The sequence below is a fragment of the Aeromonas sp. sif0611 genome (assembly GCF_019218845.1).
Classification (GTDB): Bacteria; Pseudomonadota; Gammaproteobacteria; order Enterobacterales; family Aeromonadaceae; genus Aeromonas; species Aeromonas media.
Map to the genome: position 1 here is coordinate 50,847 of NZ_JAHUWU010000002.1, position 16,329 is coordinate 67,175.

14 protein-coding genes are annotated in these 16,329 nt (G+C 58.1%); 8 read left to right on the top strand and 6 right to left on the bottom strand.

Going from position 1 to position 16,329, the window contains the following annotated elements; all coding sequences use genetic code 11:
- Window positions 1-16: 16 nt before the first annotated feature.
- A complete protein-coding gene (gene feoB, locus KW824_RS05000) occupies window positions 17-2,287 on the bottom strand; it encodes a Fe(2+) transporter permease subunit FeoB (RefSeq protein WP_218409122.1) in 2,271 nt (756 codons plus the stop codon).
- Entirely contained in the window at window positions 2,284-2,511 is a 228-nt protein-coding gene (locus KW824_RS05005; protein ID WP_171276390.1) for a FeoA family protein, read from the bottom strand. The genes feoB and KW824_RS05005 overlap by 4 nt, the downstream gene beginning before the upstream one ends.
- A 120-nt stretch (window positions 2,512-2,631) precedes the next feature.
- Here KW824_RS05005 and KW824_RS05010 point away from each other — a divergent pair, with 120 nt between their 5' ends.
- From KW824_RS05010 to KW824_RS05040, 7 genes are all read left to right on the top strand, one after another.
- Window positions 2,632-2,961 (top strand): translation initiation factor, encoded by a 330-nt coding sequence (locus KW824_RS05010; protein WP_218409123.1) that lies wholly within the window; start codon window positions 2,632-2,634, stop codon window positions 2,959-2,961.
- A gap of 244 nt (window positions 2,962-3,205) precedes the next feature.
- Window positions 3,206-3,763, top strand: a complete 558-nt coding sequence (locus KW824_RS05015) for a TMEM165/GDT1 family protein (protein ID WP_041205993.1) — start codon at window positions 3,206-3,208, stop codon at window positions 3,761-3,763.
- 205 nt (window positions 3,764-3,968) lie between these two features.
- On the top strand, window positions 3,969-4,907 hold the full coding sequence (locus KW824_RS05020; protein ID WP_218409124.1) for a DUF2157 domain-containing protein: 939 nt from the start codon (window positions 3,969-3,971) through the stop codon (window positions 4,905-4,907).
- Window positions 4,900-5,907 carry a DUF4401 domain-containing protein gene (locus KW824_RS05025; protein ID WP_218409125.1) on the top strand — a complete coding sequence of 336 codons (1,008 nt, stop codon included), beginning with the start codon at window positions 4,900-4,902 and terminating at the stop codon, window positions 5,905-5,907. The genes KW824_RS05020 and KW824_RS05025 overlap by 8 nt, the downstream gene beginning before the upstream one ends.
- Window positions 5,908-6,013: 106 nt before the next feature.
- Complete coding sequence (locus tag KW824_RS05030) at window positions 6,014-6,511, top strand: GDYXXLXY domain-containing protein (RefSeq protein WP_218409126.1); 498 nt, start codon at window positions 6,014-6,016, stop codon at window positions 6,509-6,511.
- 194 nt (window positions 6,512-6,705) lie between these two features.
- The gene (locus KW824_RS05035) at window positions 6,706-7,458 is read left to right on the top strand and encodes an ABC transporter substrate-binding protein (RefSeq protein ID WP_218409601.1); all 753 of its coding nucleotides are present in this window, start codon (window positions 6,706-6,708) and stop codon (window positions 7,456-7,458) included.
- Between the two features lie 252 nt (window positions 7,459-7,710).
- Window positions 7,711-7,989, top strand: a complete 279-nt coding sequence (locus tag KW824_RS05040) for a hypothetical protein (RefSeq protein WP_042648950.1) — start codon at window positions 7,711-7,713, stop codon at window positions 7,987-7,989.
- 111 nt (window positions 7,990-8,100) lie between these two features.
- Here KW824_RS05040 and KW824_RS05045 read toward each other — a convergent pair whose 3' ends face one another.
- The 3 genes from KW824_RS05045 to KW824_RS05055 all read right to left on the bottom strand — a co-directional run bounded on the left by KW824_RS05045 (window position 8,101) and on the right by KW824_RS05055 (window position 12,849).
- Window positions 8,101-8,388 carry a hypothetical protein gene (locus KW824_RS05045; protein ID WP_218409127.1) on the bottom strand — a complete coding sequence of 96 codons (288 nt, stop codon included), beginning with the start codon at window positions 8,386-8,388 and terminating at the stop codon, window positions 8,101-8,103.
- A 131-nt stretch (window positions 8,389-8,519) separates the two neighbouring features.
- On the bottom strand, window positions 8,520-9,533 hold the full coding sequence (locus KW824_RS05050; protein ID WP_218409128.1) for a sensor domain-containing diguanylate cyclase: 1,014 nt from the start codon (window positions 9,531-9,533) through the stop codon (window positions 8,520-8,522).
- A gap of 874 nt (window positions 9,534-10,407) precedes the next feature.
- Window positions 10,408-12,849, bottom strand: a complete 2,442-nt coding sequence (locus KW824_RS05055; RefSeq protein ID WP_218409129.1) for a beta-glucosidase — start codon at window positions 12,847-12,849, stop codon at window positions 10,408-10,410.
- Between the two features lie 223 nt (window positions 12,850-13,072).
- On the opposite strand from KW824_RS05055, the gene KW824_RS21200 reads away from it, so the two are divergent.
- Window positions 13,073-14,353: an AraC family transcriptional regulator gene (locus KW824_RS21200; RefSeq protein WP_218409130.1), complete on the top strand. Its 1,281-nt coding sequence runs from the start codon at window positions 13,073-13,075 to the stop codon at window positions 14,351-14,353.
- Between the two features lie 465 nt (window positions 14,354-14,818).
- On the opposite strand, the gene cysS is transcribed toward KW824_RS21200, so the two are convergent.
- Window positions 14,819-16,195, bottom strand: coding sequence for a cysteine--tRNA ligase (gene cysS / locus KW824_RS05065; protein ID WP_218409131.1), 1,377 nt, complete (start codon window positions 16,193-16,195; stop codon window positions 14,819-14,821).
- Window positions 16,196-16,329 lie beyond the last annotated feature (134 nt).

Below are 16,329 nucleotides of genomic sequence, written 5' to 3' on the forward strand. Positions count from 1 at the left end.
CTGCTCTTCTGCGCCGTCACAGGGTCACCACCTTGCGGGCGACTATGTCCCCGTGGCGGCGGCCAAGCCACCACAGCAGCACCAGGGAGATCCCGTAGCTCAGAGTCCAGAACAGGCTCTGCTCGGGGTGAGCGGCGAAGGTCGCCAGCTGATAGAAGAGGGTGGCGCACATGAAGGCCATGTAGTTGCACCAGGCGGCGGTGAACAGGGCCCATTGACGGCCGGTCTCCCGCACCAGGGCGCCCATGGCGGCGGCACAGGGCATGTAGAGCAGCACGAACAGCAGGTAGGCAAAGGCACCGGCCGCCCCGTCGAAGTGGGTCTGCATGTTGCCATAGGTGGAGGTGTCCACCTCCTGGGCCTCGGCGGCCGCCTGCTGATCCGCCAGCTCCCCGACCTTAAGCCCCATGGGATCGGCGGGATCGATGTCCGCCAGGTTCGCGGGAATAGTGGCCAGCGCCTCCTTCAGGCTGCCCAGCAGGGAGTATTCACTCGCCTCCTCGTCACCGGCGCCGCCGGCGTAGAGGCTGTTGAGGGTGGCGACCACCGCCTCCTTGGCGAAGATGCCGGTCAGGATGCCGACCGTGGCCTGCCAGTTGTCGTCACGGATACCGATGGGATGCAGCACCGGCGTCACCGTCTGGCTGAGCTGGCTCAACACCGAACGCTCCTGATCCTGGTTGCCGAAGCTGCCGTCGGTACCGAGCGAGTTGAGCACGCTCAGCACCGCCACCATCAGCACTATGGTCTTGCCCGCGCCGAAGATGAAGCCCTTGAGTTTTTGCCAGGTACGCAGCCCCACGTCCACCGGACGGGGCCACTCGTAGTCCGGCATCTCCATCACCATGGAGTCGCTCTTGCCCGGCAGCAGGGTGCTGCGCAGGAAGAGCCCGGTGAGCACCGCCACCAGGATGCCGAGCAGGTAGAGACCAAACACCAGGTTCTGGCCGGATTCGGGGAAGAAGGCCACCGCGAACAGGGCATAGACCGGCAGCCGGGCGCCGCACGACATGAAGGGCGCCATGGCCGAGGTCATCAGCCTTTCGCGCTCCGAGCCCAGGGTGCGGGTCGCCATCACCGCAGGCACGGTGCAGCCAAAGCCCATCAGCATGGGGACGAACGCCTTGCCGGGCAGCCCGAGGCGGCGCATCAGGGCATCCACCACGAAGGCGGCGCGGGCCAGGTAGCCCGAGCTCTCCAGCACGGCGAGGAACAGGAAGAGGCAGCCCACCACGGGGATGAAGGTCGCCACGGTCTGCAGACCGGCGCCGACGCCATCCGCCAGCACGGCTCCCAGCCAGTCGGGGGCCGCAGCCAGCCCCAGCAGGTGGTGCACCCCGTCCACGAACAGGGCCCCCCCCAGGATGTCGAAGAAGTCGATGAAGGCGCTGCCCACCTTGATGGCGAACATGAACATCAGGTACATCACCAGCAGGAAGAAAGGGAGACCCACCCAGCGGTTGAGCAGCGCCCTGTCCAGCCACTCGCTCTGGGCGACCGTGAGCTTGCCCTGCTGACGGCACGCCTGCTGGCTCCAGAGATGGATGTGGCCATAGCGCAGATCAGCCAGTTGCAGATCGATGTCCTGAGCGTGGTGGGCACGGCTGACCACGTTGCCAGCCGCCGCCTGTTGACCCGCCGCCAGGGTCTCCTGCATGGCGATGTCCTCCTCCAGCAGGCGCAGGGCACGACCACGGTCGCTGAGGTGATGAGGGGCAAGCAGACTCTCGAGCTCGGCGATGTCGGCTTCCAGCGGCTGGCCGTAATCCAGCACCAGGGCGGGCTGGGGCTGGCCGATGAACCGGTGGATCTGCTCCTTGAAGGCCGCCACCTGCTGGCGATTGTGGGCCGACAGGGACACCACCGGGCAACCGAGCGCCTGGCCGAGCAGCCCCTCGTCTATGGTGATGCGGCGCTTTTGCAGCAGATCCATCTTGTTGAGTACCACCACCATGGGCAGGCCCAGCTCCCGCAGTTGCAGGGTGAGATAGAGGGAGCGCTCCAGATTGGCGGCGTCGATGACGTTGAGCAGCAGGTCCGGCTGCTGGCCCTGCACGAAGCGGCTGGCGATCTGCTCGTCCAGGCTCGCCTCCTGATTGGCCAGGGAGTAGATGCCGGGCAGATCCATCAGGGTATACTCCTGCCCCTTGGCTGAAAATTCGCCCATCTTCTTGTCGACGGTGACCCCGCTCCAGTTGCCCACCTGCTGGCGGGCACCGGTCAGGGCGTTGAACAGCGAGGTCTTGCCACTGTTGGGGTTGCCGACGGTTACCAGGGAGTAGTTCATACCGGTTCGACCTCGATGTGCTGGGCCAGGCTCTTTTGCATGGAGAGGCAGATGCCCTGGCACTGGACCTGGAGCGGATCCCCCAGGGGGGCCGCCCGCAGATAGAGGATCTCGGTCTGGGGCAGCAGCCCCATCACCATCAGCTTGCGTCGCAAGGTGCGGCCAAGCTGATTCATGTTCTTGATGCGAGCACGCTGCCCCGGCGACAACTCTGTGAGTACCATGACGGGCTCCTGAAGTTAAACAAGAATAATTCGCTTTTAGTGGGGAGGATTATAAGCTGTGCCCCCAACATTTATTTGCGTAAAATCAAACTCCGCTTAGCTAACCGACAAAGTATTGCCATGAGTCACGACAACAACAGCCGCCTGGTCTACAGCACGGACGGCGGTATGATCAAGGAATCCGCCCCCACCCAGAGCGCCTCCCCCTTCCCCGCCGACGGCACCGTGCGCATCCGGCGCGAGACCAAGGGGCGCAAGGGCGCCGGGGTCATCACCATCCACGGTGTGCCGGCCGAACAGCAGAAAACCATCGCCACCCTGCTCAAGAAGAAGTGCGGTACCGGCGGCGGCCTCAAGGAGGGGATCATCGAGATCCAGGGGGACAAACGGGACCTTATCAAGGCCGAGCTGGAGAAGGCCGGTTTCAGCGTCAAGCTGGTGGGCGGTTGATCTGCTTGTCTCTCCCGCACTTTTTCCCTAGAATGCCGGCTCCCATCGAGGGGGAGTAGTCTCGCCACGGGTGCCAACCCGGTGCGCGATCCTGATCAACATACTTGGTGCCAACTCACCATGGTCAGGATGATCCGGGCAATGCCGGATTTGACAAGACCTTTGACGGGCCAGTGCCAATACCGGGGACGGATGGCACAGGCTTGTCTTTGGTTTATAACAATTCCGTCCCCCGGTCATATTTATGGAAGCCTTGTTAACCTCAACCCTGAGCGTGGCCATCGCCGAGATCGGCGACAAGACACAGCTCCTGGCGTTGCTGCTCATCTGTCGTTTTCGCAAACCCTGGCCCATCATCGCCGGCATGCTGGTCGCCACCCTGCTCAACCATGCGGGTGCCGCCTGGATAGGGGAGTTCATCAGTCGCTGGATGGATCCCAAGGTGATGACCTGGCTGGTCGCCGGTGCCTTCATCGCCATGGCGGTCTGGATCCTGGTGCCGGACAAGATGGACGATGAAGAGAGTTCCCTCGACAAATACGGTCCCTTCATGGCCACCTTCGTGCTGTTCTTCATCGCCGAAATCGGCGACAAGACCCAGATAGCCACTGTGCTGCTGGCGGCCAAGTACGACTCCCTGACTCAAGTCATCACCGGCACTACCATCGGCATGATGCTGGCCAACGTACCCGTGGTGCTGCTTGGCAAGCTGGGGGCCGACAAGCTGCCCCTCAAGGGGATCCGCATCGCCTGCGCCATCCTCTTCGTGGGTCTGGGCGCCAGCACCCTGATCTTCGTCTGACGCGCCAGCAACGAGGGGATAGGATGGGCGTGAGCACCCATCCATATCCCCATCTGCCCGTCATGCCAGCCCCCTCCTCCAGGTCGGGGCTTTTTTGTTGCCCCTGCCCTGCCCCTGTCGCATCAGCGCCACCGGGGTCTGCCCCGGGGCACGGCGCCGTGCCATAATGCCTTACCATTCAGGCACGACGGCTTCAGGAGCCCCCATGCACGTCACCTCAAGACAGACCTTGCTCGACTGGGTCAGACGCGGTCGTCTCCCTCGGGAGTCATTGCCCGCCGCCCTCACCCTCTGCGATCTGCCCCCAGCCCCGGTGCGCTGGCAGTGGCTGTTCGACAGGTTGCTGCTCTGGCTCGGCTGCCTCTGCCTCGGGGCGGGTCTGGTGTTCTTCGTCGCCTTCAACTGGCAGGCCCTTGGCCGCCTTTCACGCCTCGCCCTGCTGGAGCTGCCCCTGCTCGCCATGCTGCTGGTGCTCTGGCGCAAGCCCCTGGCCGACACCCCGCGCCAGGCCTTGCTGCTGGCCCTGGCCCTCAACATAGGCGCCCTGCTGGCCCTGGTGGGTCAGACCTACCAGACCGGCGCCGATCCCTGGCAGCTCTTCGCCACCTGGGCCCTGTTGCTGCTGCCCCTGGCGGCGCTCGGCAGAAGCCCCCTGCTCTGGACCCTCGCCTGGCTGCTCGGCCAGCTGGCGCTGGTGCTCTACTGGCGCCTCGGCCTCATCGATCTCTTCTTCTCCTTCGATGAGGAGGCCCTCGGCTGGTGCCTGACCCTGCTCAACGCCGCCCTCTGGGGTCTGCTCATCCTGGCCCCAGCCCGGCTCGCGCTCATGCCCTCCTGGCTCCCGGGGCTGGCCGCCGGGCTCGGGGTCACTCTGCTGGCCCTGCTGGCGCTGTTCGATGCCGCCTCCCCCTGGGTCTGGCCTGCCTGGCTCGCCTGGCTTGGCGCCGCCTACCTGCGCTGGCACCACAGATTCATCGCCGGGCTCGCCATGGGGTGTCTGAGCCTTATAGCCGTCATTCTTGCGGCGCTCGGCAAGTGGATGGAGCCGGACATGAACGGCTTTTTGCTGCTATCCCTCATCGCCATAGGTCTGTCGGTGATGGCCAGCCGCTGGCTGCAACAACAACGGAGGCAACATGTCTGATCTGATCCCTTGGGAGAGGCTGCGGGCCGCCCATCTGGTGGAGGGCGACGCCCCCCGGGACGAGCAGCCTCACTGGTCGAGCCGTTTCCTGCTCGGCATGGTGGGCTGGCTGGCCGCCCTCTTCCTGCTGTTCTTCCTGTTCATGGCCTTCGAGAGCCTGGTCCGCGAGGCGAACCACGCCCTCGTCATGGGCACCCTGCTGATGGCCGCGGCCCTCGGCCTCAACCGCCTGGCCCGGCGTAGCGATCTCTGGGATCAGTTCGTGCTGGCGCTCGCGCTCGCGGCCGATGCCTGGCTGCTCTATGGCCTCATCGACCAGATTGACCCCCACTCGGCCCCGCTCTGGCTGGGATTGGCCCTGCTGTCGCTGGCCATCGCCGCCCTGTTCGAGCACTGGCTGGTTCGCCTGTTCCACAGCTTCGCCGCCGCCATCCTGCTGACCATGGGGCTCGCCTGCCTCGGCCTGCAACTGCTGGCCCTGCCGTTGGTGATGGCCGCCCTCACCTTCTGCTGGCTTTGGGCCGAGCGCGACCCAGAACGCCACTCGCTCTATGAATCCCTCACCCTGGGGCTGGCACTCTCCCTGCTGGTGTTGGGTCGGTTGCATCATCCCCTGTGGGACGGCGGCACCAGCGTGCTCGACGAGCTGGGCCACTCCCGCCTGCCGCTTATGCTCAATCCCCTGCTCTGCGCCGCCCTGCTGCTCGCCGTCATGGTCCGCCTCAAGCTGCCGCTGCTGTATGGCCTGCCGCTGGTGGTGATCAGTGCCCTCATCCCCGGCATGGGGGCCGGCGCTCTGGTGCTGGTGCTTGGATTCTATGCCGGCAGTCTCGGGCTCATGACCCTGGCCGGCCTGCTGCTGCTCGGCTTTGGCTCTCTCTATTACTACGATCTCGGGCTGACCCTGATGACCAAATCCTGGCTGCTGCTGGGCTCGGGGGCCCTGCTGCTCGGCACCCGCCAGCTGTTGAAAATCCTCGGCAAGGAGATCGCCTCATGAAACGCTTTGCCCTCTTGCTGACCCGCCTCGCCACACAACCGGGCTCCGGTCCCCGGTTGCTCGGCGATGACCAAGGGCTCAAACATCTGCATGGGAGTATCCCCTCATGAGACGTCTTGGTTTCTTTCTGACCGGCCTCGCCATCCTGGTGGGCATCAATGTCACCGTCTGGCGTTTCGAGCACGCCATAAGCAGCGGCGAGACCGTGCTGCTGGAGCTGGCCCCGGTCGATCCCCGCTCCCTGATGCAGGGGGACTACATGCGCCTGAGTTACGCCCTCGCCCGCCAGTTGGGGAGCCCGCACCAGGAGGGCGCCGCCACCCAGACCCTGGTCATCCGCCTCGATGAGCAACAAGTGGCACAGCGGGTGGAAGGGGGCAGAACCGACGCCCTGGCCCCGGACGAGCGGCTGCTGCTGGCCCGCTGGCAGCAAGGCCAGTGGCGGATAGGGCCGGATGCCTTCTTCTTCGAGGAGGGGACGGGCGAGCAGTACGAGCAGGCGCGCTATGGCGAATTCCGGCTGCAACCGGACGGCGGAACCCTGCTGGTCGGCCTGCGGGACGAGGCGCTCAAGCCCATCGGCCACACCCGTCCGGCCTGGTGATGCGCCATCCGGGGAGCGCATTCCCGCCTCTCCTCTTGCGCCGCACCCGGGGGCAGCCGCGGTTGTTCGCCCCCTCGGGTGGCGAAACCCCGTGGCTTGACAACACTTGAAGCTGGGCACTCGGCAGCAGGACGGTCAGGATGAGAACAGGGATGCCAGGGATCACACGCACACTCGGGGGCACCATCACGGGCATGGCCGCCCTGCTGGCGACACTCTGGGGCGGGCCGGGGGAGATGGGACAGGCCAGCGCCAGCCCGGCCCTTGGCAAGCTGCATTACCTCAGCGAAGAGTACAAACCCTATAACTTCACCGGGGAAGATGGCACCCCCAGCGGCTTCGCCATCGAGCTGCTGCACCTGGTGTGGCAGAAGACGGGCACGCCGCCCCAGGCGATCAGCATCCTCCCCTGGGCCCGGGGCTACTACCTGCTGACCCAGAAGCCCAACGTGGTGCTCTTCGCCACCGCCCGCACCGAGGCGCGGGATCCCCTGTTCAAGTGGGCCTGCCCCATCGGCTATGCCGAAATCGTGCTGATGGGGCTGGCCAGCCGTCCCCTCAAGCTCACCCGGCTGGAAGATGCCCAGCAGCACACCATAGGCGCCGTGCGTGCCGACGTGGGGGAGCAGTTGCTGCTCAACAACGGCTTCGACGAGCAGAAGATAATGACCGCCAACCGCCTTCCCCAGGCCCTGCGGATGCTCACCTCGGGTCGGGTCGACCTCATCTCCAGCAACAAGGCCACCCTGATGGATCTCATCCAGGCCCAACAGCTGGATCCCGCCCAGTTCGAGGTGCGCTGGGTACTGAGCTCCGAGCAGTTCTGCTTCGCCTTCAGTCACCCGGTGGACGATGCCCTGGTCAAGGAGTTCCAGCACGGCCTGACCCAGGTGCTGGCCAGCAGCGAGTTCCAGCGGATCCAGCACAAGTACTTCCCGATCCCCTGACGTTCAGCGCCACGACAAGGAGCCGGGATGGGCTCCTCTCTTTTTCTGGGCCTGGCATGCCCGCCACGCCCTTCTCGGCCGCTCCTCGCCTCGGCGGTCGCTGGCTCCCTCACAAACACCATAAAATGTCAGACGCTGGTCACCACAAGGGGTGACGCGGAGCGTCCCGGCTCCGTAAAATGGTGCCGGGAGCCTGTTGGCCCCACTCTCCCGGTGCAGATGGCACTTTGTTTGGACATATCAGGACTGAACATGCATAAAACAGTGAAGTGGTTGATGGGTGTCTCGGTGTGCGCCCTGTTGATGGCGTGCGGCGGCGACAAGACCACGGGCAAGGCCTGTCTCGGCGCCAACAATGACTCTCTGGTGGAGGGGATGCAGGACAAATGCAAGGCGGGTGACACGGTTGCCACCAAGCACCCGGCCTATTTCTGCGACTTCAACTACGCCGTCGCCTACAACAGTTACAACTCCGCCATCTGCGTCTACTCGGGGGCATTGAAACCGGAGCGCACCACCGAGAAGTCATAGCTCAGCAGGCTCACCGGGAGGTCGCCATCAGGCCGCAGAGCCAGGGCCCGGATTGCCGGGGCCCGTCGGGCAAAGAGAGACGCCATGGCGGCGCCCCTTATTTGAGCCGCATCATTTGACCCGCATCAGGCGGTGGCGCTGCCCGCCAAACTCCAGCTGGACCACCTGGGATCGCACCATGGCATCGACCCGGGCCAGCATCTCGGCGCTGTAGCCCTTGCGGTGCATCCACTGCATGGGCACCTCGAAGCTGCCCTCGTTGACGATGAAGGTATCGGTGTAGGCATCCTTGATGATGCTGACCACCCAGATGCGCTGCTGAAACTCCGAAAGTTCCGCAAAGAGGGCGGCCACTTTCGCCGCCAGGGCGCGGAGCTGGCCGATAACGCGGTTTGCCATGATAGAGGGTGCCTGTGTTGGGGGAGACGCATCCTAACACCCTGGGCGCGGGGGCAACAATGCGCGGCATCAAGGGCGCGGCGCCTGGTCTCATTCCCATGGGCCGGGGCGCCCTGGATGCAAGGCCCCCGTCACCCCAGCGCGCGGCGCTGGCGCTTGACTTCATACATGCTCGCATCGGCCTGGCGCAGGGCCTCGTCCACGCTGGTGTGCGCCGGATCGACCGCCACCACTCCCACGCTGGCCCCGGGGTAGTGCAGCACCCGGGACTGGATCGGCAACTGCAGCACGCTGTGCTCGAACAGCCGACGCCCCAAGCGTTGTACCGCCGCCTCGAGCGTCTCCTCCCCCGGGATCGGGCCCATGCCCACGACGACGAACTCATCGCCTCCCATCCGCGCCAACATGTCGCCACGGCGCAGGGCCGACCCCAGCTGACGCGCCATGGTGGTCAGCAGCCGATCCCCCGCCTCGTGACCGTGGGTATCGTTGATCTGCTTGAAACCGTCGAGATCGATAAAGGCGATGAGCACAGGGTGTCCGGCCCGATCCGAGAGGGAGAACAGCCGGGTCAGCTCCTGCATCAAAGCCCGGCGGTTCGGCAACCCGGTCAGGGGATCGCAGAGGGCCTGGCGTGACAGCTCGTCGTTGGCCCGCTGCAACTGCAGCAGCAATTGCTCTCGCTCCACATGCTCGGCGATAAGCCTCGCGAAGAAGGCAACCAACTCCTCGGAGCCGGCTACCAGGGGTTTTTGTTCGGCGCTGGCGCCACACAGGGTGCCATAGAGTAACCCCGAAGGGGTGCGCACCGGGCTGCTCAGATAGGTGCGAATGCCCATGGCCCTGGCCGCCTGCGAATCCCCCCAGCACTCGGTGACGTTGTCGGTAAACAGGCGCCCCTCATCGATGGCCCGCCGGCACAGGGTATCGCTCCAGTCCACCGCCGCCCCCTCCGGGATCTGCAGCCCGGCCACGTTGCGGGCATAACGGATATGCTGGGTGCTCTGCCCGACATCGATCTCGGTAAGATAGGTCGACTCCAGCCCGGTCACCGCTTCGAGCATCTCCAGCAGGGGCCGGGTCAGGCTCTCCAGATCCCGCGCCGCCGTGACCCGCTCCGACAGGGTCTGCAATATGTTGTCCATGCCTATCTCCCTGGGTGCATGTGCTTGCGGACACCTTAGCCAACCCGGGGCACGCCAGACAAGTGCGAGAAAGGGGTAGGCCGGGGAAATACCACCCCGTTCACACTTTGGCGCGCCCACCGCCACGGTCTGACGCCTCGCCCCGCCCTTGGCGTGCGGCCATAACTTTGAACCAGCGCAAAAAACCTGTCGATTCTGACACTTGGGTCAGCAATATCCATGGATCGGGCCCCGTCGGCTCCGTAGGATGGGAGTGGGTGCCCGTTGGCCCCTTTTCATATGCCAGGGTCAGCGGCGCATTGTGGTAGCGACAGCCAGGGGCGGCAGCGACGGAATTTGGCCGGCTTCCCAGGTCTCGACGGATGCCAGCCCGGCATCCCGCGCCTGCTGCGAGGGACAAGAACGTTGTCCTCGACGGGGTTTGGCCGCCGCTGGGCGGCTTGGTGAGTGACGTTGGAAAAACCCGCTCTCTTTGGCCAATAACACCAAAGGTCTTATCCCCCGCTTGTTCGCCCTCCTGAGTCGGGTTCCCTCAGTTCAGGCAAAAAGTCTGACGGAACGAAGCAAACGGCGACGAGCAGCAGATCCCACACCTCGTGACAGTGTGTGTCGTTGATGGCCTTGAAACCGTCGGGATCGATAAAGGCGATGAGCACCGGAGGCCGGCCGGCCCCGAGAGGGAGAACAACTGGGTGAGTTCGAGCATCAGGGGCCGACGGTTGGGCTGCCCGGTCAGGGGATGACTAGATCTGTACAGCTTGTGGTTGGCCAGCTTCAGTTGATGCATCAGCGTAACAATCGAACGCTAACCATTAGCAAAATTGCGTTAAAAATAAAGGGGTATAGAAATACCCCTTATTATTTAACCCCGTCTTTATTCACTTACTGTGACAAATGATCCTGCAGTTACACCATCAGGCAATGCCAACGTATTCGGCGTTGTCTTGCTGACAACAATTTCATTACTGATGCTGAATGTGATTGGTTGAATATCAGACACATCCGATGAAGGTGCTACGTAAACATTATATGTGCCTGGTTCAATGATCCATTCATTATTAGCAGGATCGAAACTAGATAGCGTCTGAGCAGAAATATTGAATGTTAACACTTCCGACTCACCGGCCGCTAACAGAGCTGTTTTATCAAATGCCTTCAGCTCAACAGTTGGTTTTTTAAGTTTATTTTCGGGCGCATTCACATAAACCTGAGCTGCCTCTTTACCTGCTACACTACCTGTATTGGTGATCGTTGTCATTATTGTTAGATTACCACCTGCAGTAAGTGTGTTGGACGTTACAGCTGAATTACCATAAGCAAACGTGGTATACGACAAACCATGACCAAATGCATAGGAAACCGGCTTATTAAATGAGGTGTAATAACGGTAACCAACATAAATCCCTTCGTTGTAATAAGATTTATCAGGCAATCCATCACCATCTACATCAGTGCCAGGGAAGGTCGTTGATGACGGTACATCACTATAGGATGCCGGCATGGTTTGCGCCAGCTTACCACTCGGATTGACGGCTCCAGATAATACATCGGCTACTGCACTACCAGTTTCCTGTCCACCCATATAGGCTAGCAGAATGGCATCTACGCTATCAGACCAAGCCGCTGTATCAATCACGCCATTGACGTTGAGTACCACAGTGACTTTTTTTCCTTTGGCATGGAACGCAGCGGCAACCGCTGTGATCATTTCCTGCTCGGTGTCACTCAGTAGGTAATCACCTTTACCACTGCTGCGATCGCTACCTTCACCGGCCTGACGGCCTATCGTGATAATGGCCGCATCATCACTCTCTGCCGAACTAGCAATCAACTCTTGCAATGCCGGAACTGCAGCAACCGAAGGTTCTTCAATGACATAACCAGATGCAAATAAAGCAGGGTTAGATACTTTATTTTGATCCCAATAATCACTAAAGAACGAGACTAAACCATCATTGACATCAAATTGTTCAGCCAATCCACTAGCGATATCTTTAACATAGGCAGAATTGACATCACCACTACCTGTTCCACCTTTAAAGGTATTGATTTGAGTGGTACCAAATGTAGCAACTTTTTTGTCTGCCGCGATCGGTAATGCTGACTCCATATTTTTAAGTAACACCATGCTTTCACTTGCAGCTAGGCGTGACAAGGCAATATGCGCATTCAGATCAGGGCTTTCGGAATATTGATAATGGTTATATGATGGTGATTTTTGCACTTGGGTTAAAATGGCAACAACACTCTTGTCAATATCTTCTTCTGTTAGAGTTCCATTCTCATAAGATGCCTGTAAGTCCTCTTTAACATTACCTGGCTCTATTAGGTTGTTACCGGCAGCGATCTGTTTTGCTGCCGACTCTGGATCGCGACCAACGTCACCGGTGAAATCGGAGGTAAGCCCGGCAACGTTACCAGCAAACCAGTCAGACATCACCAATCCCTTAAACTTCCATTCATCTCTCAGTATGTCAGTCAGCACATCTTTGCGCTGATCGACATAAGTACCATTTAGCAAGTTGTAAGAGCTCATAACAGCCCAAGGTTGTGAGTCTTCAACGGCGATCTGGAAACTCCTCAGGTAGATTTCTCGCAGGGTTCTTGGTTCTGCAATGGAGTCGTTAAAGAATCGGTTAGTTTCTGCATTATTAGCGACAAAATGTTTGATAGTCGCCCCCACGCCATTAGACTCAACACCGTTCACCATTGCTGCGGCAATCTTACCCGACACTACCGGATCTTCTGAATAATACTCAAAGTTACGCCCAAGCAGAGGGTTACGCTGAATATTCATCCCTGGAGCCAACAAAAAATCAACTCCGTATTCTTTGACCTCATCACCAAATGCCTCACCAACTTTCTTCACCAAATCAGTATCCCAACTCGATGCCAGTAATGAACCAATTGGCCACGCGGTGGCATAAAATGTACCGCTCTGCCCCTCTCTTGTTGGACTGAAACGTAAACCAGCTGGACCATCGGATAACTTAGCTGCTGGAATATCGAGCACCTCGTTTTTAACACCGTTAATATATCCAGCAATACCGGGTACATCCTTTCCTTCCTCCAAGTTAATAGGCGGTATTCCTGCATAAGTATTCAGATCCATTCCTGGACCTTGTAGAATATCGAGTTTCTCGCTCAAGCTGAGGTCTTTGACCATGGCTTCCGCTTTCGCCCTGAATTGAGCCTCCTCATCCTGAACCTGTGACGTGCTATTGTTATCATTGCAGCCAACAATAGTTCCAGCTAACCCCATTGACACAGCGATGGCGACAACACTTAATTTTAATTTTTGGCGGTAAGCTATCATTATATATTCCTTTAAAAGAGAATGGCCTTTTAATTTAAAATATTGAATAAAAACAATCTGCACTTTTAACCATAAACATGGCCACCAGATTATCATTATAAAAATGTTATTTTTAAATTCATATGATGTAAGAGCATTTAAACTCTCATCTACAATAGCAGATGAATAAATAATTTTACGAATTCAATATAATCACTTTGAAGCTTACTGTCTTTGCATTAGGGTGATAGTTATTGCATTTTGGTGGGGTTTTAAAAAACGCTACAGAGATCTCCAGATTACGATTTGTTACAAAGAGAAAAACAATGATTTAATGCATTGTGACAAAAATCACAGTCAAGCGTTAAAAAATGAAATATCAATCCTCCTTTATGATTTATCAATGCAGCACTTTGCATGGCTTAGCGGCCATTTAAATTTCTTGAATCTTACCGTTTTATATTTAAAAAGAGATAGACCGGAGGAAGCTTCTATGGAGAGAAGTGTTTCAAACACTATAGCCAGAGTAATACTAAAACAGCTGGAAGTGCATGGTGTTGATACAAAAAAAATAACTGAAAAATGCGGGATATGTTTTTATGAACTGGAAAATAATGGAGGGAGGATTTCAGAAAAGCAACACTATAATTTTTTGATTGAAGCAGAGAAATATAACGAACTGTTGACTCAGGATATGCTGGAGCACTGTATATCACTTGGCACTGTAAATTTAAGCTATCATACCTATCCTGACTTATTCGGCTTTTGCCTTAATCAAACATCAGCGATGGATGCAATTAATGCATTCATTAATTACAGGGTGATAATTGGAAGCTGTGACTCTGTCATTATGACCAGAGGAGAAGGGCAAACCAGAATAGAATATATCAATAGCGGCCCTGAACAGATTGGAAATCTATCTGCGATTGGTAACTTCATGATCTTATATGGATTAATAAACTCATACATACCAATAAACAATATCAAAATAGGCTTTGCAGGAAAAAAACATGAGAAAAAAGGGTTATTGAATGAATATTTTGAAAGCAAATGTTTGTTTGATAACAACATTAATTACATGTTAATCAACAACAGCTTGTTGGATAAAAAAATCGACTCTTTCAATGAAATTCTTCATTCAGTGCAAAAAACAAATTTAAATAGTAAAAAGATCGAATTAGAGCACTCGACGTCGCTAGCTAATCTGGTTATGAAGTTAATTGAGAGTTCAATAAACCGAGTAAGGTCAGAATCTGAAAGTAGCATTATGAATGATGTGTGTTCAACTTTAAGGATGAGTCGGTGGACACTGAATGAAAAGTTAAAACATGAAAGAACCACCTTTACCGAACTTTTAAAACACGTCAGAGTCGGCATGGCTTGCAAGCTACTAGTCGAAACAGCTGCAAGCATACAAGAAATAAGTGAATTGATTTGTTTTTCTTCTCAATCAGTATTTTCACGTTTTTTCAAATCAAACTTAAATATATCACCACTGGCATATAGAAATAGGTATAGATGTTAAAGATAACCGAATCCTTGCTGGGTGAAATAATCCAGAGAAGATTCTGGCAAGTACCAATTTAGATACAGAGATCAGAGAGTGTCACTTTTTATGCCTGAGAAACCCTCATATGATGAGGTTCTAAGAGTGATACATACCTATTTCCCAGCCCCCCTTCTCCCCCGACTAGAAAACTATTTAGTCAACCCCTTTTGCGGCTGGACAGGCAATTAACATTAAAGCGGAGATATTGCAAACCACGCAGCAGCGGCGAAACCCCGTCGAGGGCGTAGCTTTGTCCTACATGGCGAAACCATGCCATTCAAGCGCTGGCTGGCATTCAAGCGAGGAATCACGCGCAAGGAGAGAGGGGAGCAGAGCGAAAGCCACCGAGGCTTAACGGAAAAGACCACAAACAAAAACCGCAGCCCTTGGGCTGCGGTTTTTTATTGGGTCAACCGGTTGGCGCGAGCAGCGCCACCGGCCTTAGGCACGGCGCCAGCTGGTTTTGCCGGCGCTGTCTTCCAGCACGATACCCATCTCGGTGAGACTGTTGCGGGCGGCATCCGCCGCGGCCCAGTTCTTGTCGGCACGGGCCTGGTTGCGCTCGGCAATCAGGCGCTCGATCTCGGCGACTTCGTCGTCGGCCTCGTCACCCTTCAAGAAGGCGTCCGGATCCTGTTGCAGGATGCCGAGCACGGCGCCGAGTTCCCGCAGGCGGGCACCCAGGCCAGCGGCGACAGCCACGTCTTCAGCCTTCTGGCGGTTGATCTCGCGCACCAGGTCGAACAGGGCGGAGTAGGCTTCCGGGGTGTTGAAGTCGTCGTCCATGGCCTCCTTGAAGCGGGCCACCTGCTCGTCGCCACCGGCGGCGGCCGCCACCGGCAGGTCGCGCAGGGCGGTGTACATCCGCTCCAGGGCGGCGCGGGCCTGCTTCAGGTTCTCTTCCGAGTAGTTGAGCTGGCTGCGGTAGTGGCCGGACATCAGGAAGTAGCGCACGGTTTCGGCGTCAAAATGGGCCAGGACGTCGCGGATGGTGAAGAAGTTGCCAAGGGACTTGGACATCTTCTCCTTGTCCACCATCACCATGCCGCTGTGCATCCAGGTGTTGACGTAGTCGCCACCGTGGGCGCAGCAGGACTGGGCGATTTCGTTCTCGTGGTGGGGGAACTGCAGATCGGAGCCGCCGCCGTGGATGTCGAAGTGGTTGCCAAGGTGCTTGGAGTTCATGGCGGAGCACTCGATGTGCCAGCCGGGGCGGCCCGGGCCCCAGGGGCTGTCCCAGGTCGGCTCGCCGGGCTTGGACATCTTCCACAGCACGAAGTCCAGGGGGTTGCGCTTGGCTTCGACCACGTCGACCCGGGCGCCGGCCTGCAGCTGCTCCAGATCCTGACCGGAGAGCTTGCCGTAGTCGGCGAAGGACTCGACGATGAACATGACGTCGCCGTTGTCCGCCACGTAGGCGTGCTCTTTTTCCAGCAGGGTTTCGACCAGGGCGATGATTTCACCAATGTGCTGGGTGGCGCGGGGTTCGATGTCAGGGCGCAGCATGCCGAGGGCGTCGAAGTCCTGGTGCATGTCGCCGATCAGGCGCTCGGTGAGATCGTCGCAGGTGACCCGGGTCTCGGCGGCGCGCTTGATGATCTTGTCATCCACGTCGGTGATGTTGCGCACATAGGTGAGATCGTAACCGGCGTAACGCAGGTAGCGGGCCACCACGTCGAAGGAGACGAAGGTGCGGCCGTGGCCGATATGACAGTGATCGTAGATAGTGACGCCACACACATACATGCCCACCTTGCCCGGGTGGATAGGTTTGAATTCTTCTTTTTGACGAGTGAGTGTGTTGTATATCTTCAGCATCTTATGACCACTGCCTGTGAGTAAAATGGCCTGACATTCTAACCGCATCCGGTGGAGAAAACGAGGCAGAAAAAGCGCCGGATCCCCCATGCCATCTATGCCGCAGCCCCTCGATGGGCTAGAATTGCCACCAC

Bases quoted from the DNA above. Each gene is read 5' to 3' on its own strand.
- feoB (WP_218409122.1), bottom strand. From the start codon at position 2,287: ATGAACTACTCCCTGGTAACCGTCGGCAACCCCAACAGTGGCAAGACC.
- KW824_RS05005 (WP_171276390.1), bottom strand. From the start codon at position 2,511: ATGGTACTCACAGAGTTGTCGCCGGGGCAGCGTGCTCGCATCAAGAAC.
- KW824_RS05010 (WP_218409123.1), top strand. From the start codon at position 2,632: ATGAGTCACGACAACAACAGCCGCCTGGTCTACAGCACGGACGGCGGT.
- KW824_RS05015 (WP_041205993.1), top strand. From the start codon at position 3,206: ATGGAAGCCTTGTTAACCTCAACCCTGAGCGTGGCCATCGCCGAGATC.
- KW824_RS05020 (WP_218409124.1), top strand. From the start codon at position 3,969: ATGCACGTCACCTCAAGACAGACCTTGCTCGACTGGGTCAGACGCGGT.
- KW824_RS05025 (WP_218409125.1), top strand. From the start codon at position 4,900: ATGTCTGATCTGATCCCTTGGGAGAGGCTGCGGGCCGCCCATCTGGTG.
- KW824_RS05030 (WP_218409126.1), top strand. From the start codon at position 6,014: ATGAGACGTCTTGGTTTCTTTCTGACCGGCCTCGCCATCCTGGTGGGC.
- KW824_RS05035 (WP_218409601.1), top strand. From the start codon at position 6,706: ATGGCCGCCCTGCTGGCGACACTCTGGGGCGGGCCGGGGGAGATGGGA.
- KW824_RS05040 (WP_042648950.1), top strand. From the start codon at position 7,711: ATGCATAAAACAGTGAAGTGGTTGATGGGTGTCTCGGTGTGCGCCCTG.
- KW824_RS05045 (WP_218409127.1), bottom strand. From the start codon at position 8,388: ATGGCAAACCGCGTTATCGGCCAGCTCCGCGCCCTGGCGGCGAAAGTG.
- KW824_RS05050 (WP_218409128.1), bottom strand. From the start codon at position 9,533: ATGGACAACATATTGCAGACCCTGTCGGAGCGGGTCACGGCGGCGCGG.
- KW824_RS05055 (WP_218409129.1), bottom strand. From the start codon at position 12,849: ATGATAGCTTACCGCCAAAAATTAAAATTAAGTGTTGTCGCCATCGCT.
- cysS (WP_218409131.1), bottom strand. From the start codon at position 16,195: ATGCTGAAGATATACAACACACTCACTCGTCAAAAAGAAGAATTCAAA.